The sequence below is a fragment of the Bradyrhizobium sp. A11 genome, assembly GCF_042077125.1.
Taxonomy (GTDB): Bacteria; Pseudomonadota; Alphaproteobacteria; order Rhizobiales; family Xanthobacteraceae; genus Bradyrhizobium; species Bradyrhizobium japonicum_B.
Genome location: NZ_CP149509.1, coordinates 6,756,599 through 6,770,954, shown reverse-complemented (window position 1 = coordinate 6,770,954; position 14,356 = coordinate 6,756,599). Strand labels below are relative to the sequence as shown.

Here is a 14,356-nt window from a genome sequence, read left to right as displayed (position 1 = left end):
GCGGTCGCGGCCCGATTTATTTCTGCACGGAAATCGACTCATTATGATGACGTTCATTGCGCATTCAGACGCAGGTTGCAATCGCCACACATGCGATGCCGCCTCATGCGCGATCCTGCGGTGAACTTGCATCCGTCGCAGGATTGGGCGTGAGCGGGCCGTTCGGCCCGCGCGATGGAATCTCTTCAGGCATGCGGCCGGGCAATTCGTCGGGCCGCGGGGATTCGCCGGGCTCGCGCACCGGCGGCGCGATTTCGGGCTCCGGATTGCCGGGCGGAATTCCCGGCGGCGGCTCGGTCGGCGTGCCCGGTGTCGAGGGTGGAATCTCGGGCGGCTCGATCGGCATCACATCGTGACCTTGCGGTTCTCTCCGACGTCGGGCCGCGTGTTCGTCACCGCCGCCGCAGCCATCTTCACATAGGAGATCACAGTGCCCGGCGAATCCCAGAACTCGGCGTCGTCGGGCGTCACCTTGAGCACGCGGATGTTGGGGTCCTCGGCACTGTCCCACCATGCTTTCGCCGGCGTCGAGAACAGCTCCTTGATCTTCGCACGATCGTTGGAGACGACGGCCGTACCGGTCAGCGAGACATATTTCTGACTGCCGGCATCCGCGAACGACAGGTTGATCGAGGGATTGCGTGCGATCTCCTCGTCCTTGTGGCGACGTGCGTCGGTGAGGAAGAAAATCGTGTTCGCCTCGCGGTCGAGATAAGCGCTCATCGGCCGCGCGCGCAACTTGTCGCCGTCGCGCGTCACCAGCATCGCAAACCCGATCTTTTTCATCAGATCCCAGGCGCGATCGACGTCGCGGTCATTGTCGTTGGCCATGTCGTGCTCCTTGTTGCAAGCAACGATAACGGCTCGCGAGATACGAGGTTCCGGCAGGAACCTGGCTATTCCGGCGCGTGGCAGACCGCCTCGATGTTGTGCCCGTCGGGATCGAGCACGAAGGCGCCATAATAGCTCGGATGGTAATGCGGGCGGATGCCGGGCGGGCCATTGTCGCGTCCGCCGGCTGCGATCGCCGCCTTGTAGAACGCGTCGACCGTGGCGCGGTCGTCAGCACGAATGGCGATATGCACGGGCTTGTTCATGGCGCCTTCCGCGCCGAACCAGAAGTCCGGCTTGCCGTCGGCGCCGAAGCCCGCGGCCGCAGCGTGCCCGGTCTGCTCGGCCGTCACTTCCATGATCAGGCCGTAGCCGAGCGGCGCCAGCGCCTTGGTGTAGAACGCCTTCGCGCGCTCGTAGTCGGAGACGGAAAAACCCAAATGGTCGATCATCGCTAGCTCCGTTGTTCGTTTCTCGTCAGCGCGACAGGAACGTATTGCTTCGTGTCTTGCGCACGATCGCAAAGCCGCGCGCGACCATGTCGGCGATACAATCCTGCTGCCATTCGTCTTGCGACAGGTGCTCGATCACCACCGCGCGCGGCCACAGCGACGGCGGCGCGTCGCGGAAGAAGCCGATCAGCACGCGGTCTTCAAAGCCCTCGACGTCGATCTTGAGCGAATCGATCCGGGTGACGCCGGCCTCGTCGAGGATGCGCGTCAGCCGCAGCGACGGCACCTTGATCGCGTCGGCGCCGGCGGTGCCGGTGACGACATGGGTGGCGCCGAGATTGCCGCCGCCGCTCTCGATCATCAACTCGCCGTCGCTGTCGCCGGCCGCCGCCTGCACCAGGCGCACCTGCGCAGCCTTCGATGCGGCCTGGTTAAAGGAGAGCCGTCCAAACGTCAGCGGATGCGGCTCGATCGCGATCACCTTGCCCGTGCTGCCGACCTGTCGCGCCATCACCAATGCAAACGTGCCGACATTGGCGCCGACGTCGACGAAGGTGCCGCCCGAAGGGGTGTGCTGGCGCAGGAAATCGAGCTCGTCGAGATTGTAGTCGGGATTGAACAAGGCGCCGCGTTCGGTCGCGCTGCCCTGGTGATAGAGCCGGAACGAGGCGCCCTGATATTGCACGTCGACGGGGCCGCTCCGCAGCAGGTTGACCAGCCGCGACATCCACGGGCGGAATGCACCGCGCTTCAGGCCTGACTGCGTCGCGAGGCGGATGATCGCGGCCTGCGCCGCGTTCGGCGCAAACGCGCCGAACGGCGCGGACGAAGGAATGTTGTCGGGCGTCAAGCAGCAGATCCTCATTGCAGGCGGCGCATGCATAGCCGGTTTTGAGGAGGACTCCAACGCTCGATGCGAGGTGTCGTCCCGAGGCGCAAAGCGCGCCACAAACTCGGTGTCGTCCTCGCGAAGGCGGGGACCCATAACCCCAGGAAACAGTTTGACGCGAGACGCCCCACTCCGAGTCTTCGCCAAATTTCTCGCTGTGGGTATGGGTCCCGGATCGGCGCGCGATTCGGGCGCGCTTGTCCGGGACGACGAGAGAGAGCACTACGCCGCCTTCTTCGGCGCCTTGCGCTGCCGCAGGAATCGGCCGAGCAGCCGGCGCTTGCCCTTGCGCGGGATCAGGGCGATGTCGCTGACGAGCTTGGCGCCGCCCTTGCGCCGCTCCAGCACGATCTTGCGGCTGTGGAAGGCTTCCAGCTCGGCGCGATGCGCGACGCTGACGATGGTCGCCTTCGGCAGCTCGTCGGTGACCATCTTCATCATCTTGTCCTGGCTCTTTTCGTCGAGCGCCGAGGTCGCCTCGTCGAGCACGACGATGTCGGGGTTGTGCAGCAGGAGCCGCGCGAAGGCGAGGCGCTGCTTCTCGCCGCCCGACAGCGTCTGGTCCCAGGGACCTTCCTCCTCGATCTTCTCCTTGAGATGATCGAGCCCGACCTTGTGCAGGGCGTCGCCGATCTCGTCCACGGTCCAGTGGTCGGCGGCGCCGGGATAGGCGACCGCGCGGCGCAGCGATCCCGAGGGCACGTAAGGCCGCTGCGGCAGCATGAACAGCCGCCGGTCGGGATGGAAATTCACGCTGCCGCCGCCCCAGGGCCAGAGGCCGGCGATGGCACGCACCAGCGTGCTCTTGCCGGTGCCGGATTCGCCGGCCACCAGTAGCCGCTCGCCGGGCTCGATCACCACTTCGGTCTCGCCGACCACCGCGGTGCCGTCATCGAGCGTAACCGAGAGATCCTTCATCTCCAGCATGGCGTCGTTGCGCGTCTCGCCGCGCTTGATGCGGCCGAGCCCATCGCCCTGCTCGGCGCGCTCGAGGCCGTCGAGCGACATCATCAGCGAGGCGATGCGGCGCGCGCAGGCATTCCAGTCGGCGAGGCGCGGATAATTGTCGACCAGCCAGCCGAACGCGCTCTGCACGATGGTGAAGGCCGAGGCCGCCTGCATCACCTGCCCCAGTGTCATGCTGCCGTCGAGGAATTTCGGCGCGCAGAGCAGGAGAGGGACCACGGGCGCAACGAGGCTCGAGCCCTGCGACACCAGCGTGGTGCGCATATGCTGGCCCGCGAGCCGCGCCCATTGCCGGATCACGCTGGTGAAGTTGCGGTCGATGCCGTCGCGCTCCTCCTCCTCGCCGCCGAGCAGCGCGATGCTTTCGCCGTTCTCGCGCACGCGCGTCAGCGTGTAGCGGAAATCGGCTTCGGCCTGGTTCTTGTCCTCGGACACTTGCACGAAGCGGCGGCCGATCACCAGGATCGAGCTCGAGGCGATTGCGGCATAGAGCATCGCGGCGATCACGAGGAAGCCTGGGATGGTGATGCTCGTGCCGCCGAGCGTGACGGTGAGCGCGCCGCCGATGGTCCAGAGCACGACGATGAAGGTCGCCGCCGACAGCAGCGCCGAGGTGACGCCGGCGAGGAAATCGACCGGGGAGTCGGTGGCGATGCGCAGATCTTCCGCGATCCGGTATTCGGGGTTTTGGTGATCGCCGCCGACCAGGTTGAGCTGGTAGTAGCGTCCGTTGGCGAGCCACCGCGTCAGCACGCTCGCCGTCAGCCAGGCCCGCCAGCGCCGCTGGATGCCCATCCGCGCGAACACCTGCGCGACGCCGAGCACGATGCTGCCGATCGCGAGCGGAAAGAACACCGCGGTGAGATGGAAGACGGATCCCGCATCGCGCTTCTCGATCGCATCGAAGATCGCGCGGTTCCAGACATTAATGCCGTACTGAAAGCCGACGGTGAGAACGATCAAGAGGCCGAGGCCGATCGAGAACGGCCAAGCGAGGCGATCGCCGCTGCGTCCCCAGAAGCCGCGCGCACTGATCCAGAACCGCGTCAGCAGATAATCCTTGCGGGCCTGCTCGGCCTCCTCGGGGGAGAGCTCCGGATCGGGCTCGAGCAGCTCCGGCGGCGGCGGTTCGACCTCGTCGCCGTTCTCGCCCTTGATTCCGACGATCGGCGGCTTGTGCTGTTCGCGCTTGGCGGCCGGCTTGTTCATGCGCGGACAACGCGAGACAAATCAACCGGTTCCCTCAGGTTCCCCGTGGGCGGTCTATTCAGCGGCGCCGTCCCTTACGCGCCGGATCCGGGCCGCACGATGCAGAACGCGCGACAATTCCTCGATCGAATAGGGCTTCTGCACCAGATCGAAGCCGGCCGCGCCCTCTTGCGACAGAGCCTGGCTGTAGCCCGTGGTCAGCACGACCGGCACGTCGATGCCGCGGTCGCAGATGGCCTGCGCCAGATCGAGCCCGGTCATTCCGGGCATCACCACGTCCGAGAACACGACGTCGAAACGGTCCGCATCCAGGACGAGCTCCGCGAGTGCATCGGTTGCATTGTCGACCAGCGTGATGCTGTAGCCGAGCTCGGTGAGGCCATCGGCGGCAAAATTGGCCAGCTCGATATTGTCCTCGACCACCAGCACCGACATGCCGCTGCCGGCCACCGCCGGCGCCGTGTTGGGCGCCTGCCGCTGCGGCAGCAGCTCGGGTGGCACCCGCGGCAGATAGAGCGAGAAGGTGCTGCCGTGTCCCACCTCGCTCGTGACCGTCACCTCGCCGCCGGATTGCCGGGCGAAGCCGAACACCTGGGACAGGCCAAGGCCGGTGCCGTGACCGACCTGCTTGGTGGTGAAGAACGGCTCGAAGATGCGCCCCAATCGGGCGGCGGGAATGCCGATGCCTGTGTCGCTGACGGTCACGCTGACGAAGCCATGGTTGGCCGAGCTCTGGCTGCCCAAATTCTGGCCGCCCAGGTTCTGGCCGGTCAGCGTGTCCGGAATGGCGGTCGTCGGCTCGACCTTGAAGGTGATCCTGCCCTTGCCCTGCATGGCGTCGCGCGCGTTGGTCGCCATGTTGATCAGCGCCGTCTCGAACTGGCCGGCATCGGCACGGACGAGACAGGGCTCGGCGGGCAGGCGCATGGCGATCTCGATGGCCGGTCCCAGCAGAGGCGCCAGCATGTCGCGCAGCGACTGCATCCGTTCGCCGACGTCGAACACCTCCGGCTTCAGGGTCTGACGCCGCGCAAAGGCGAGCAGCTGCGAGGTCAGCTTGGCCGCGCGGGCCACCGCATCCGCAATGGCCGTGATGTAGCGCTGGCGCCGCTCCTCCGTCAGCTGCGGCCGGTTCAGCAGGTCGACGGAGGCGCGGATCACCGTCAGCAGATTGTTGAAATCGTGCGCGACGCCGCCGGTGAGCTGTCCGAGCGCCTCCAGGCGCTGGCTGTGCTTGAGCGCCTCCTCGGCCTCGCGCCGCTTGGCGGCTTCGGCCTGAATTTGCTGGGTGCGCCGCAAGGCCAGCGCCAGCAGCAAAAACAGCAGCGCGGTGGCGGGAAGGCCGAACACCAGATGCTGGCCGATCGTGGCCAGCCAGCGCGCGCGGATCGCCGAGGTCTCGAGCCCGGCGCTGACATAGATCGGGTATTCCGCGACGCGCCGGTAGCCTATCCGACGCTCGATTCCGTCGGACGGCCAAGCGATGGTGATCAGGCCGTGCTCGGGGCGCGCCGCGATCTCCCGGCCGACCGGTCCGCTCGGATCGAGCCTGACGTCGCGGTCGAGCCGCGGGACATGCGTGAGCATCGCGCCGTCGGTGCGGCCCATCGCGAAGAAGCTGCCGGGATCCGATCCGATGCGGGCGTAGAAGCTCTCGAAATATTCCGGCAGGACCGAGGCCTGGATCACCCCGATGAAACGGCCGTCGTCGGAATCGCGGCGGCGGCTCACCCCGAAGAAGCGCGCGCCCTGATAGGGCGGACGCGGCGTCAGCGCCACGCCGATGAACGTGCCGATGGCCTGGTCGACATGAGCGTAGAAATAGTCGCGGTCTGCAAAGCTCAGCTCCGGCGGCGGCGAGACGAGGCTGTTGACCAGCGCCTTTCCGTCCGCGTCGAAGATCCAGGCCGATTTCAGCTGCGGCAGCGCGTCGGTCAGCCGCTTCAGGCGGCGGTGCAGCGCCGGCTCGCGCGCGCGGATGGTGTCGTCGGACAGGCCGCGAACCACCTCGTCGAGCTCGGCCAGGCTGCGATCGATGGTCTCGAACACCTTGAGCGCGTGCTCATGCGCGACGTCGAGCGTGCGCTCGATCTCCCGGTCGGCGATGTCCCTGGTCGAGCTGTAGGAGATGCTGGCCGCGATCACGAACAGCGCAACCGGCAGCGCCAGGGATGCCGCCATCATCCACTGCAACAGCCTCAGCGAGTTGCGTTGCGCCCTCTGCACAGTCGCTCCGTCCCTGACGGCAGCTTAACTGAATCTCGCGCGAGGAAGGAAGCAGCGAATGCGGGAACCGGTGGTTGTGGTCCCAAAAATCTGCACGCGCGGCGGATTGGAGAAGATTCTCCTCGAATTGACCGCGATCTCGGAACGTCCCGGCCGTTCGGCCGGAACGCGAAGCATGAACGTCGTTTTCAGACCTGGCGCTCGACCATCTTGAGCTTGAGCTCGGCGATGGCTTCGGCGGGGTTGAGGCCTTTCGGGCAGGCCTTGGCGCAGTTCATGATGGTGTGGCAGCGGTAGAGCCGGAACGGATCCTCGAGATTGTCGAGCCGCTCGCCGGTCGCCTCGTCCCGCGAATCGGACACCCAGCGGTTGGCCTGGAGCAGCGCGGCGGGGCCGAGATAGCGTTCGCTGTTCCACCAATAGCTCGGGCACGAGGTCGAGCAGCAGGCGCAGAGGATGCATTCGTAGAGGCCGTCGAGCTTCTCGCGGTCCTCGTGGCTCTGGCGCCATTCCTTCTGCGGCGTCGGCGAGGTCGTCTTCAGCCACGGCTCGACCGAGGCGTATTGCGCGTAGAAATTGGTGAGGTCGGGGACGAGGTCCTTCACCACCGGCTGGTGCGGCAGCGGATTGACCTTCACCGCGCCGTCCTTGACGTCGTGCATCGAGCGGGTGCAGGCCAGCGTGTTCTGGCCGTCGATGTTCATGGCGCAGGAGCCGCAGACGCCTTCGCGGCAGGAGCGGCGGAAGGTCAGTGACGGGTCGATGTGGTTCTTGATCCAGATCAGGCCGTCCAGCACCATCGGACCGCAATCGTTGGTGTCGACGTAATAGGTGTCGACGCTCGGATTCTTGCCGTCGTCCGGATTCCAGCGATAGACACGAAATTCGCGAAGCTCGGTCGCGCCCGGGGGCTTCGGCCAGGTCTTGCCGCCGGTGATCTTGGAGTTCTTCGGAAGTGCGAATTCAACCATTTCGATAAGGCCTTCGCTGTTCGCTCAGTACACACGCGCCTTCGGCGGGATGTACTGCACGTCGTTGGTCATGGTGTAGTCGTGAACCGGACGGTAGTCGATCTTGACCTTGCCGGCATCGTCGAGCCAGGCCAGCGTGTGCTTCATCCAGTTCTTGTCGTCGCGCTCGGAGAAGTCCTCGCGGGCATGCGCGCCGCGGCTCTCGGTGCGGTTGGCGGCCGAGTTCATCGTCACCACCGCCTGCGCGATCAGGTTGTCGAACTCCAGCGTCTCGACGAGGTCGGAATTCCACACCAGCGAGCGATCGGACACCGCGATGTCGGTGATGCCGCTGTGGACCTTCGCGATCAGGTTCTGGCCTTCGCTCAGCACTTCGCCGGTGCGGAACACCGCGCAATTGTTCTGCATCACGTGCTGCATGCCTTCGCGCAGCTTCGCGGTCGGGGTGCCGCCGGAGGCGTAGCGGTAATGATCGAGACGGCTGAGCGCCTTCTCCGCCGAGTTCGCCGGCAGTTCCGGTTGCTCGGCGTTGGGCGTCAGCTTCGCGGCGCAGCGCAGCGCCGCGGCGCGGCCGAACACGACGAGGTCGATCAGCGAGTTGGAGCCGAGCCGGTTGGCGCCGTGCACGGAGACGCAGGCGGCTTCGCCCAGCGCCATCAGGCCGGGAACCACGGCATTGTCGTCGCCGTCCCGCTTGGTCAGCACTTCGCCGTGGTAGTTGGTGGGAATGCCGCCCATGTTGTAGTGCGTGGTCGGCACGATCGGGATCGGCTCGCGCGTCACGTCGACATTGGCGAAGATCTTTGCGGACTCGGAGATGCCGGGCAGCCGCTCGGCCAGCACGGCGGGATCGAGATGGTCGAGATGCAGGAAGATGTGGTCCTTCTTCTTGCCGACGCCGCGTCCCTCGCGGATCTCGATGGTCATCGCGCGCGAGACGACATCGCGCGAGGCGAGGTCCTTGGCCGACGGCGCGTAGCGCTCCATGAAGCGCTCGCCCTCGGAATTGACGAGGTAGCCGCCTTCGCCGCGCGCGCCCTCGGTGACGAGGCAGCCGGCGCCGTAGATGCCGGTCGGGTGGAACTGGACGAACTCCATGTCCTGGAGCGGCAGGCCGGCACGCAGCACCATGCCGCCACCGTCGCCGGTGCAGGTATGGGCCGAGGTGCAGGAGGCGTAGACGCGGCCATAGCCGCCGGTGGCCAGGATCGTGGTCTGGGCGCGGAAGCGATGCAGCGTGCCGTCGTCGAGCTTGAGCGCGATCACGCCGCGGCAGGCGCCCTGGTCGTCCATGATCAGGTCGATGGCGAAGAACTCGATGAAGAACTCGGCCGCATGGCGCAGCGACTGGCCGTACATCGTGTGCAGCATGGCGTGGCCGGTACGGTCGGCGGCGGCGCAGGTGCGCTGCGCCTGGCCCTTGCCGAAGTCCATGGTCATGCCGCCGAACGGACGCTGATAGATCTTGCCGTCCTCGGTGCGCGAGAACGGCACGCCCCAATGCTCGAGCTCGTAGACCGCCGCGGGCGCGTTGCGCACCATGTATTCGATCGCGTCCTGGTCCCCCAGCCAGTCCGACCCCTTCACGGTGTCGTACATGTGCCAGCGCCAGTCGTCCTTGTGCATGTTGCCGAGCGAGGCGGAGATGCCGCCTTGCGCCGCGACGGTGTGCGAGCGGGTCGGAAACACCTTGGTGATGCAGGCCGTGCGCAGGCCGGCCTCGCTGCAGCCGACGACGGCGCGCAGGCCCGCGCCGCCGGCGCCGACCACGACGACGTCGTAGGTGTGGTCTTCGATCGGATAGGCTTTGCCGTTGGTGGCGGGAGCGCCGTTGCCCGAGCCATTCGTTGTATTGGCCATGGGTTTACACTCCGGAGGAAAGTTTCAGGATCGCGTAGGTCGAGGCGAGCGCCACGGCGACCGAGAAGAAGTTGTTGAGCATGATCGAGATGAGCTTCAGCTTCTCGTTATGAACGTAGTCCTCGATCACCACCTGCATGCCGATCTTCATGTGCCAGGTGCTGGCGAAGATGAACAGCAGCAGGATCACCGCGACGGGAATCGAGCTGAGGATCTGCGCCGCGCCGACCTGGTTGCGGCCGAGCAGCATCATGATGATCACCAGCACCGGGATCATCAGCAGCGTCATGGCGACGCCGGTGATGCGCTGGCGCCAGAAATCGGAGGTGCCGGAATGCGCAGCGCCGAGATTGCGGACGCGGCCGAGCGGGGTCCGCATCGAGGGCCGCTTCGGAGAGCCGTGGGATTCGTCGAAGCTCATCGTCCGCCTCCGATCGCATAGGCGATGATCCAGACCAGCACGGTCAGCGCGATGCCGCCGATCAGCGCGCCCCAGGTCAGCGCCTCCCGCTCATTGGCCTTGAAGCCGTAGCCGAGGTCCCAGACGAAATGCCTGATGCCGCTGAGCATGTGGTGCATCAGCGCCCAAGTGTAGCCGAACACGATCAGCCGGCCGATGATGCTGCCGGCGAAGGCCTGGACATGGGCATAGGCGGCCGGGCCGGAGGCCGCCGCGACCAGCCACCAGACCAGCAGCAGCGTTCCGACGTAAAGGGCGATGCCGGTGGCGCGATGGACGATGGACAGGGCCATCGTCAGCGTCCATCGGTAGGTTTGGATGTGGGGCGAGAGCGGTCGTTCGATCCGTGCGGTCATGGGCTTTGATGTTGTATTGCGGCCCAACAGGGGGCGCGCGGGGATCGGAAAGGTCGGCTCTATTTACGGAGTCGATCTGGCCCGCGCAATCACCAAATCGCCATAAATCGAACCTTCGTTCAGCTCTAGAGCCTTGATGATGCAGGGCCAATCAGGGCCTTGGTATACCAGCGCATGCGTCCGCCAACGAAATAATGAATATAAATCCACTTGTTGTGGGCGGTGCGAGGTTCGTTGAAATTGCTATTGGAACGCATCTAATCGGCCCTGCCGTTCAAACCCGGGCGGCCCGGGCGCTGCCCGCAGGCGCATGCCATTCTGCGTCCTCCGCGCGATCGGTTCTTGGATATGCGCGCCCTGCATTCCACCCCAGCCGGCAAGCCCGGCGTGTCGACCGCGGGAATCAGATCGCCTAATGCTCCCGGATGCAGCCTCTGAACCGAGCCGCTGCGACCAGGTCGCCGGGGCAGGTCAGGAGTGACTGCAGGTCTCGATATCAAGGAGCTTGGCGAGCTCGCGGTGTTGCTGGTCGCAACCGGCGCGCTTTCGGGATTCCTGGCCGGCGTGTTCGGCATCGGCGGCGGCGCGATCCTGGTGCCGGTGTTCTACGAATGCTTCCGCATCGCCGGCGTGCCGCTCGAGGTGCGCATGCCGCTCTGCGTCGGCACCTCGCTCGCGGTAATCATCCCGACCTCGATCCGTTCGTTCCAGGCGCATTACAGGCGCGGCGCCGTCGACATGACGATCCTGCGCAGGTGGTGGCTGCCGATCGTGATCGGCGTCGTCGCCGGCGCCGTGATCGCGCGCTCCGCGCCGGAGCGCCTGTTCAAGATCGTTTTCGTTGCCGTCGCCTATTCCGCGGCGGCGCGCCTCATCTTTGCGCGCGAAGGCTGGAGGTTCGGCGAGGATCTGCCGGAGGGGCCGTTGATGCGTGCCTATGGCTTTTGCGTCGGCATTCTCTCGACGCTGATGGGCATCGGCGGCGGGCTGTTCTCGAACCTGCTGATGACGTTTTACGGCCGCCCGATCCATCAGGCGGTTGCGACCTCATCGGCGCTCGCGGTGCTGATCTCGATTCCCGGCGCGATCGGCTACATCTATGCGGGCTGGCCGGCGGCCGCGACCTATCCGGCCGTCGCAGCCCTGCAAGTTCCTTTCGCGCTCGGTTACGTCTCGCTGATCGGCGCCGTCTTGGTGATGCCGATGAGCCTCGTCACCGCGCCGCTGGGCGTGAGGGCGGCGCATGCGATGTCGAAGCGCAGGCTGGAAGTGGCGTTCGGATGCTATCTGCTCATCGTCGGCAGCCGGTTCGTGCTGAGCTTGTTGGGCGGACAGTAGCCGCCACAACCCCCGTCATTGCGAGCGAAGCGAAGCAATCCAGAATCCTTCCGCGGAGGCAATCTGGATTGCTTCGTCGCACCAGCGCAAAATTGCTTCGCAATTTTGTCGCGGGCTCCTCGCAATGACGGCGAGAGAGCGTGCCCTCATTTCTTCGCGTAGATATCCTTGTAGGTCTCGCGCAAGATGTTCTTCTGCACCTTACCCATGGTGTTGCGCGGCAGCTCGTCGACGACGAAGACGCGCTTGGGCATCTTGAACTTGGCGAGGCGTCCGTCCAGTCCCTTCAGGACCGCGGCTTCGTCGATGCTGGCGCCGGGCTGGCGCACCAGGACCGCGGTGACGCCCTCGCCGAAATCGGCATGCGGCACGCCGATCACGGCGGACTCGATCACGCCGGGCATGGCGTCGATCTCGCTCTCGATCTCCTTTGGGTAGACGTTGAAGCCGCCGGAGATGACGAGATCCTTGCCGCGGCCGAGAATGTGGACGTAGCCCTTGGCGTCGATCTTGCCGAGATCGCCGGTGATGAAGAAGCCGTCGGGGCGGAATTCGGCCTTGGTCTTCTCCGGCATGCGCCAATAACCCTTGAAGACGTTCGGTCCCTTCACCTCGATCATGCCGATCTCGTCATGCGGCAATTCCTTCCCCGTTTCGGGGTCGGTGACGCGCACCGAGACGCCCGGCAAAGGAAAGCCGACCGCGCCGGGCACCCGCTCGCCGTCATAGGGGTTCGACGTGTTCATGTTGGTCTCGGTCATGCCATAGCGCTCGAGCACCGCGTGCCCGGTGCGCGCCGACCATTCGCGATGGGTCTCGGCCAGCAGCGGCGCCGAGCCCGAGATGAACAGCCGCATGTGCTTGGTGGTCTCGTGCGACAGCGCCGGATTTTGCAGCAACCGCGTGTAGAAGGTCGGCACGCCCATCAGCACCGTGGCGCGCGCCATCAGCTTGATGATGAGGTCCGGATCAAGCTTCGGCAGGAAGATCATCGACGCCCGCGCGAACAGCGTCACGTTGGTCGCCACGAACAGCCCATGGGTGTGATAGATCGGCAGCGCGTGGATCAAGACGTCCTTGTCGGTGAAGCGCCAATAGTCGACGAGCGAGAGCGAGTTCGAGGCGAGATTGTCGTGGCTCAGCATCGCGCCCTTGGAGCGGCCGGTCGTGCCCGAGGTGTAGAGGATCGCGGCGAGGTCGTCGTTCGCCCGCGGCACCGTGGTGAAGTCGCTGCCGGCCTTGTCGGCAGCCTCGGTCAGCGAGCCCTTGCCATCGGGCCCGAGCGTCTCGACCCCAGCGTTCACCTTGGCGGCGATCGGGGCGAGGCCTTCGGCCTTGGCGGGATCGCACACCACCAGCGACGGTTCGGCATCGCCGATGAAATAGTCGAGCTCGTTCAGCGTATAGGCGGTGTTGAGCGGCAGATAGACCGCGCCGGCCCGCACCGTGCCGAGATACAGCACGATGTTGGCGACGGATTTTTCGACCTGCACCGCGACGCGGTCCCCCGGCTTCACCCCGCGCGCGACCAGCACGTTCGCCATCTGCCCCGCCCGCGCGATCAGTTCGCCATAGCTGATGTGGCCCCCGTCATGCGTCTCGATCGCGAGGCGCTTGGGATCGTCGAGGCCGTCGAACAGGCGGGAAAACAGGTTGGCGTTAGCTGCTGGGTTCATGCAAGATTTCCTCGACCGCAGGGACTTGTACGACAAGGCTTGTTGGACAAGGCCGGTCAAAACCGAGGGCTGGATTAGCAAAAACCGCCCCGCAGAAGCAACGGAGACAGTTTGCATGACCAGAGTTGGGAAACGCGTGGCCTGGGTCACGGGCGGTGGCAGCGGGATCGGAGAGGCCGGCGCGGCGGCGCTGGCTGCCGACGGCTGGATAGTGGTGGTCTCGGGCCGCCGGCAGTCGGCCCTGGATGCCGTGGTGGCCAAGATCATCGAGGCGGGTGGAGCCGCGGAGGCCATTGCACTCGATGTCTCCGACGCGGCCGAAGCCCAGAAGGCGGCCGACCGGATCGTCGCCAGGCACGGCCGCATCGACCTGCTCGTCAACAATGCCGGCATCAATGTTCCCAAGCGCAGCTGGAAGGACATGGAGCTGGAGGGCTGGGACAAGCTGGTCCAGGTCAACCTCAACGGCGTGCTCTATTGCATGCGCGCCGTGCTGCCGACGATGCGCAAGCAGCAGGACGGCGCGATCATCAACGTCTCGTCCTGGGCCGGACGTCACGTCTCGAAGATGCCGGGCCCGGCCTACACCACCACCAAGCACGCGGTGCTGGCACTGACCCATTCCTTCAACATGGACGAATGCGTCAACGGCCTGCGCGCCTGCTGCCTGATGCCGGGCGAGGTCGCGACCCCGATCCTCGAGCTGCGCCCGGTGGTGCCGAGCAAGGAGGAGCAGGCGAAGATGCTGCAACCGGAAGACCTCGGCCGCACCATCGCATTCATCGCGAGCATGCCGGCGCGCGTTTGCATCAACGAAGTGCTGATCAGCCCGACGCACAATCGCGGCTTCATCCAGACGCCGAACAACCGGGATTGAGGCGGGTACTGTCTCAACGGGCGCACTGTCGTAGGGTGGGCAAAGCGAAGCGTGCCCACCACTCGTAATTTCGGAGAGAGATGGTGGGCACGGCGCTCGGCGCCTTTGCCCCCTACGGCATCGTCTGCTTGGCGTATGTCGCGCGCCGCACGAACATTCCTGCCGATAGTTTCACGCATCACAAAGAATTTTTCCCCGAAACCGCGACCCAAACCCTCCCGTAGTTCGGTGCAACGACGGCGCTG

14 protein-coding genes are annotated in these 14,356 nt (G+C 65.7%); 3 read left to right on the top strand and 11 right to left on the bottom strand.

Annotation, left to right across the window (positions count from 1 at the left end; translation table 11 throughout):
- Positions 1-103: 103 nt before the first annotated feature.
- From WI560_RS31830 to sdhC, 10 genes are all read right to left on the bottom strand, one after another.
- Positions 104-346, bottom strand: a complete 243-nt coding sequence (locus tag WI560_RS31830; protein WP_028133340.1) for a hypothetical protein — start codon at positions 344-346, stop codon at positions 104-106.
- The gene (locus WI560_RS31825; RefSeq protein WP_375306317.1) at positions 346-831 is read right to left on the bottom strand and encodes a pyridoxamine 5'-phosphate oxidase family protein; all 486 of its coding nucleotides are present in this window, start codon (positions 829-831) and stop codon (positions 346-348) included. The genes WI560_RS31830 and WI560_RS31825 overlap by 1 nt, the downstream gene beginning before the upstream one ends.
- Before the next feature lie 65 nt (positions 832-896).
- Complete coding sequence (locus tag WI560_RS31820; protein WP_257179229.1) at positions 897-1,283, bottom strand: VOC family protein; 387 nt, start codon at positions 1,281-1,283, stop codon at positions 897-899.
- 25 nt (positions 1,284-1,308) lie between these two features.
- Positions 1,309-2,133 (bottom strand): FkbM family methyltransferase, encoded by an 825-nt coding sequence (locus tag WI560_RS31815; protein ID WP_375306316.1) that lies wholly within the window; start codon positions 2,131-2,133, stop codon positions 1,309-1,311.
- A 261-nt stretch (positions 2,134-2,394) separates the two neighbouring features.
- Positions 2,395-4,347: an ABC transporter ATP-binding protein/permease gene (locus tag WI560_RS31810; protein ID WP_375306315.1), complete on the bottom strand. Its 1,953-nt coding sequence runs from the start codon at positions 4,345-4,347 to the stop codon at positions 2,395-2,397.
- 54 nt (positions 4,348-4,401) lie between these two features.
- Complete coding sequence (locus WI560_RS31805) at positions 4,402-6,573, bottom strand: ATP-binding protein (RefSeq protein ID WP_375306314.1); 2,172 nt, start codon at positions 6,571-6,573, stop codon at positions 4,402-4,404.
- 188 nt (positions 6,574-6,761) lie between these two features.
- Positions 6,762-7,544 (bottom strand): succinate dehydrogenase iron-sulfur subunit, encoded by a 783-nt coding sequence (locus tag WI560_RS31800; RefSeq protein ID WP_375306313.1) that lies wholly within the window; start codon positions 7,542-7,544, stop codon positions 6,762-6,764.
- 24 nt (positions 7,545-7,568) lie between these two features.
- Positions 7,569-9,404: a succinate dehydrogenase flavoprotein subunit gene (sdhA, locus tag WI560_RS31795; RefSeq protein ID WP_375157998.1), complete on the bottom strand. Its 1,836-nt coding sequence runs from the start codon at positions 9,402-9,404 to the stop codon at positions 7,569-7,571.
- 4 nt (positions 9,405-9,408) lie between these two features.
- Positions 9,409-9,825: a succinate dehydrogenase, hydrophobic membrane anchor protein gene (gene sdhD, locus WI560_RS31790; RefSeq protein ID WP_257179235.1), complete on the bottom strand. Its 417-nt coding sequence runs from the start codon at positions 9,823-9,825 to the stop codon at positions 9,409-9,411.
- Positions 9,822-10,220 (bottom strand): succinate dehydrogenase, cytochrome b556 subunit, encoded by a 399-nt coding sequence (gene sdhC, locus WI560_RS31785; protein WP_375306312.1) that lies wholly within the window; start codon positions 10,218-10,220, stop codon positions 9,822-9,824. Before sdhC ends, sdhD begins: the two co-directional genes overlap by 4 nt.
- A gap of 477 nt (positions 10,221-10,697) precedes the next feature.
- Between sdhC and WI560_RS31780 the strand changes: the two genes are divergently transcribed.
- On the top strand, positions 10,698-11,558 hold the full coding sequence (locus WI560_RS31780; RefSeq protein WP_375306311.1) for a sulfite exporter TauE/SafE family protein: 861 nt from the start codon (positions 10,698-10,700) through the stop codon (positions 11,556-11,558).
- Between the two features lie 146 nt (positions 11,559-11,704).
- On the opposite strand, the gene WI560_RS31775 is transcribed toward WI560_RS31780, so the two are convergent.
- Positions 11,705-13,234 carry a malonyl-CoA synthase gene (locus WI560_RS31775; protein ID WP_375306310.1) on the bottom strand — a complete coding sequence of 510 codons (1,530 nt, stop codon included), beginning with the start codon at positions 13,232-13,234 and terminating at the stop codon, positions 11,705-11,707.
- Between the two features lie 115 nt (positions 13,235-13,349).
- On the opposite strand from WI560_RS31775, the gene WI560_RS31770 reads away from it, so the two are divergent.
- A complete protein-coding gene (locus tag WI560_RS31770) occupies positions 13,350-14,111 on the top strand; it encodes an SDR family oxidoreductase (protein ID WP_257197499.1) in 762 nt (253 codons plus the stop codon).
- An 80-nt stretch (positions 14,112-14,191) separates the two neighbouring features.
- Complete coding sequence (locus tag WI560_RS31765) at positions 14,192-14,335, top strand: hypothetical protein (protein WP_375306309.1); 144 nt, start codon at positions 14,192-14,194, stop codon at positions 14,333-14,335.
- The last annotated feature ends 21 nt before the right edge of the window (positions 14,336-14,356 follow it).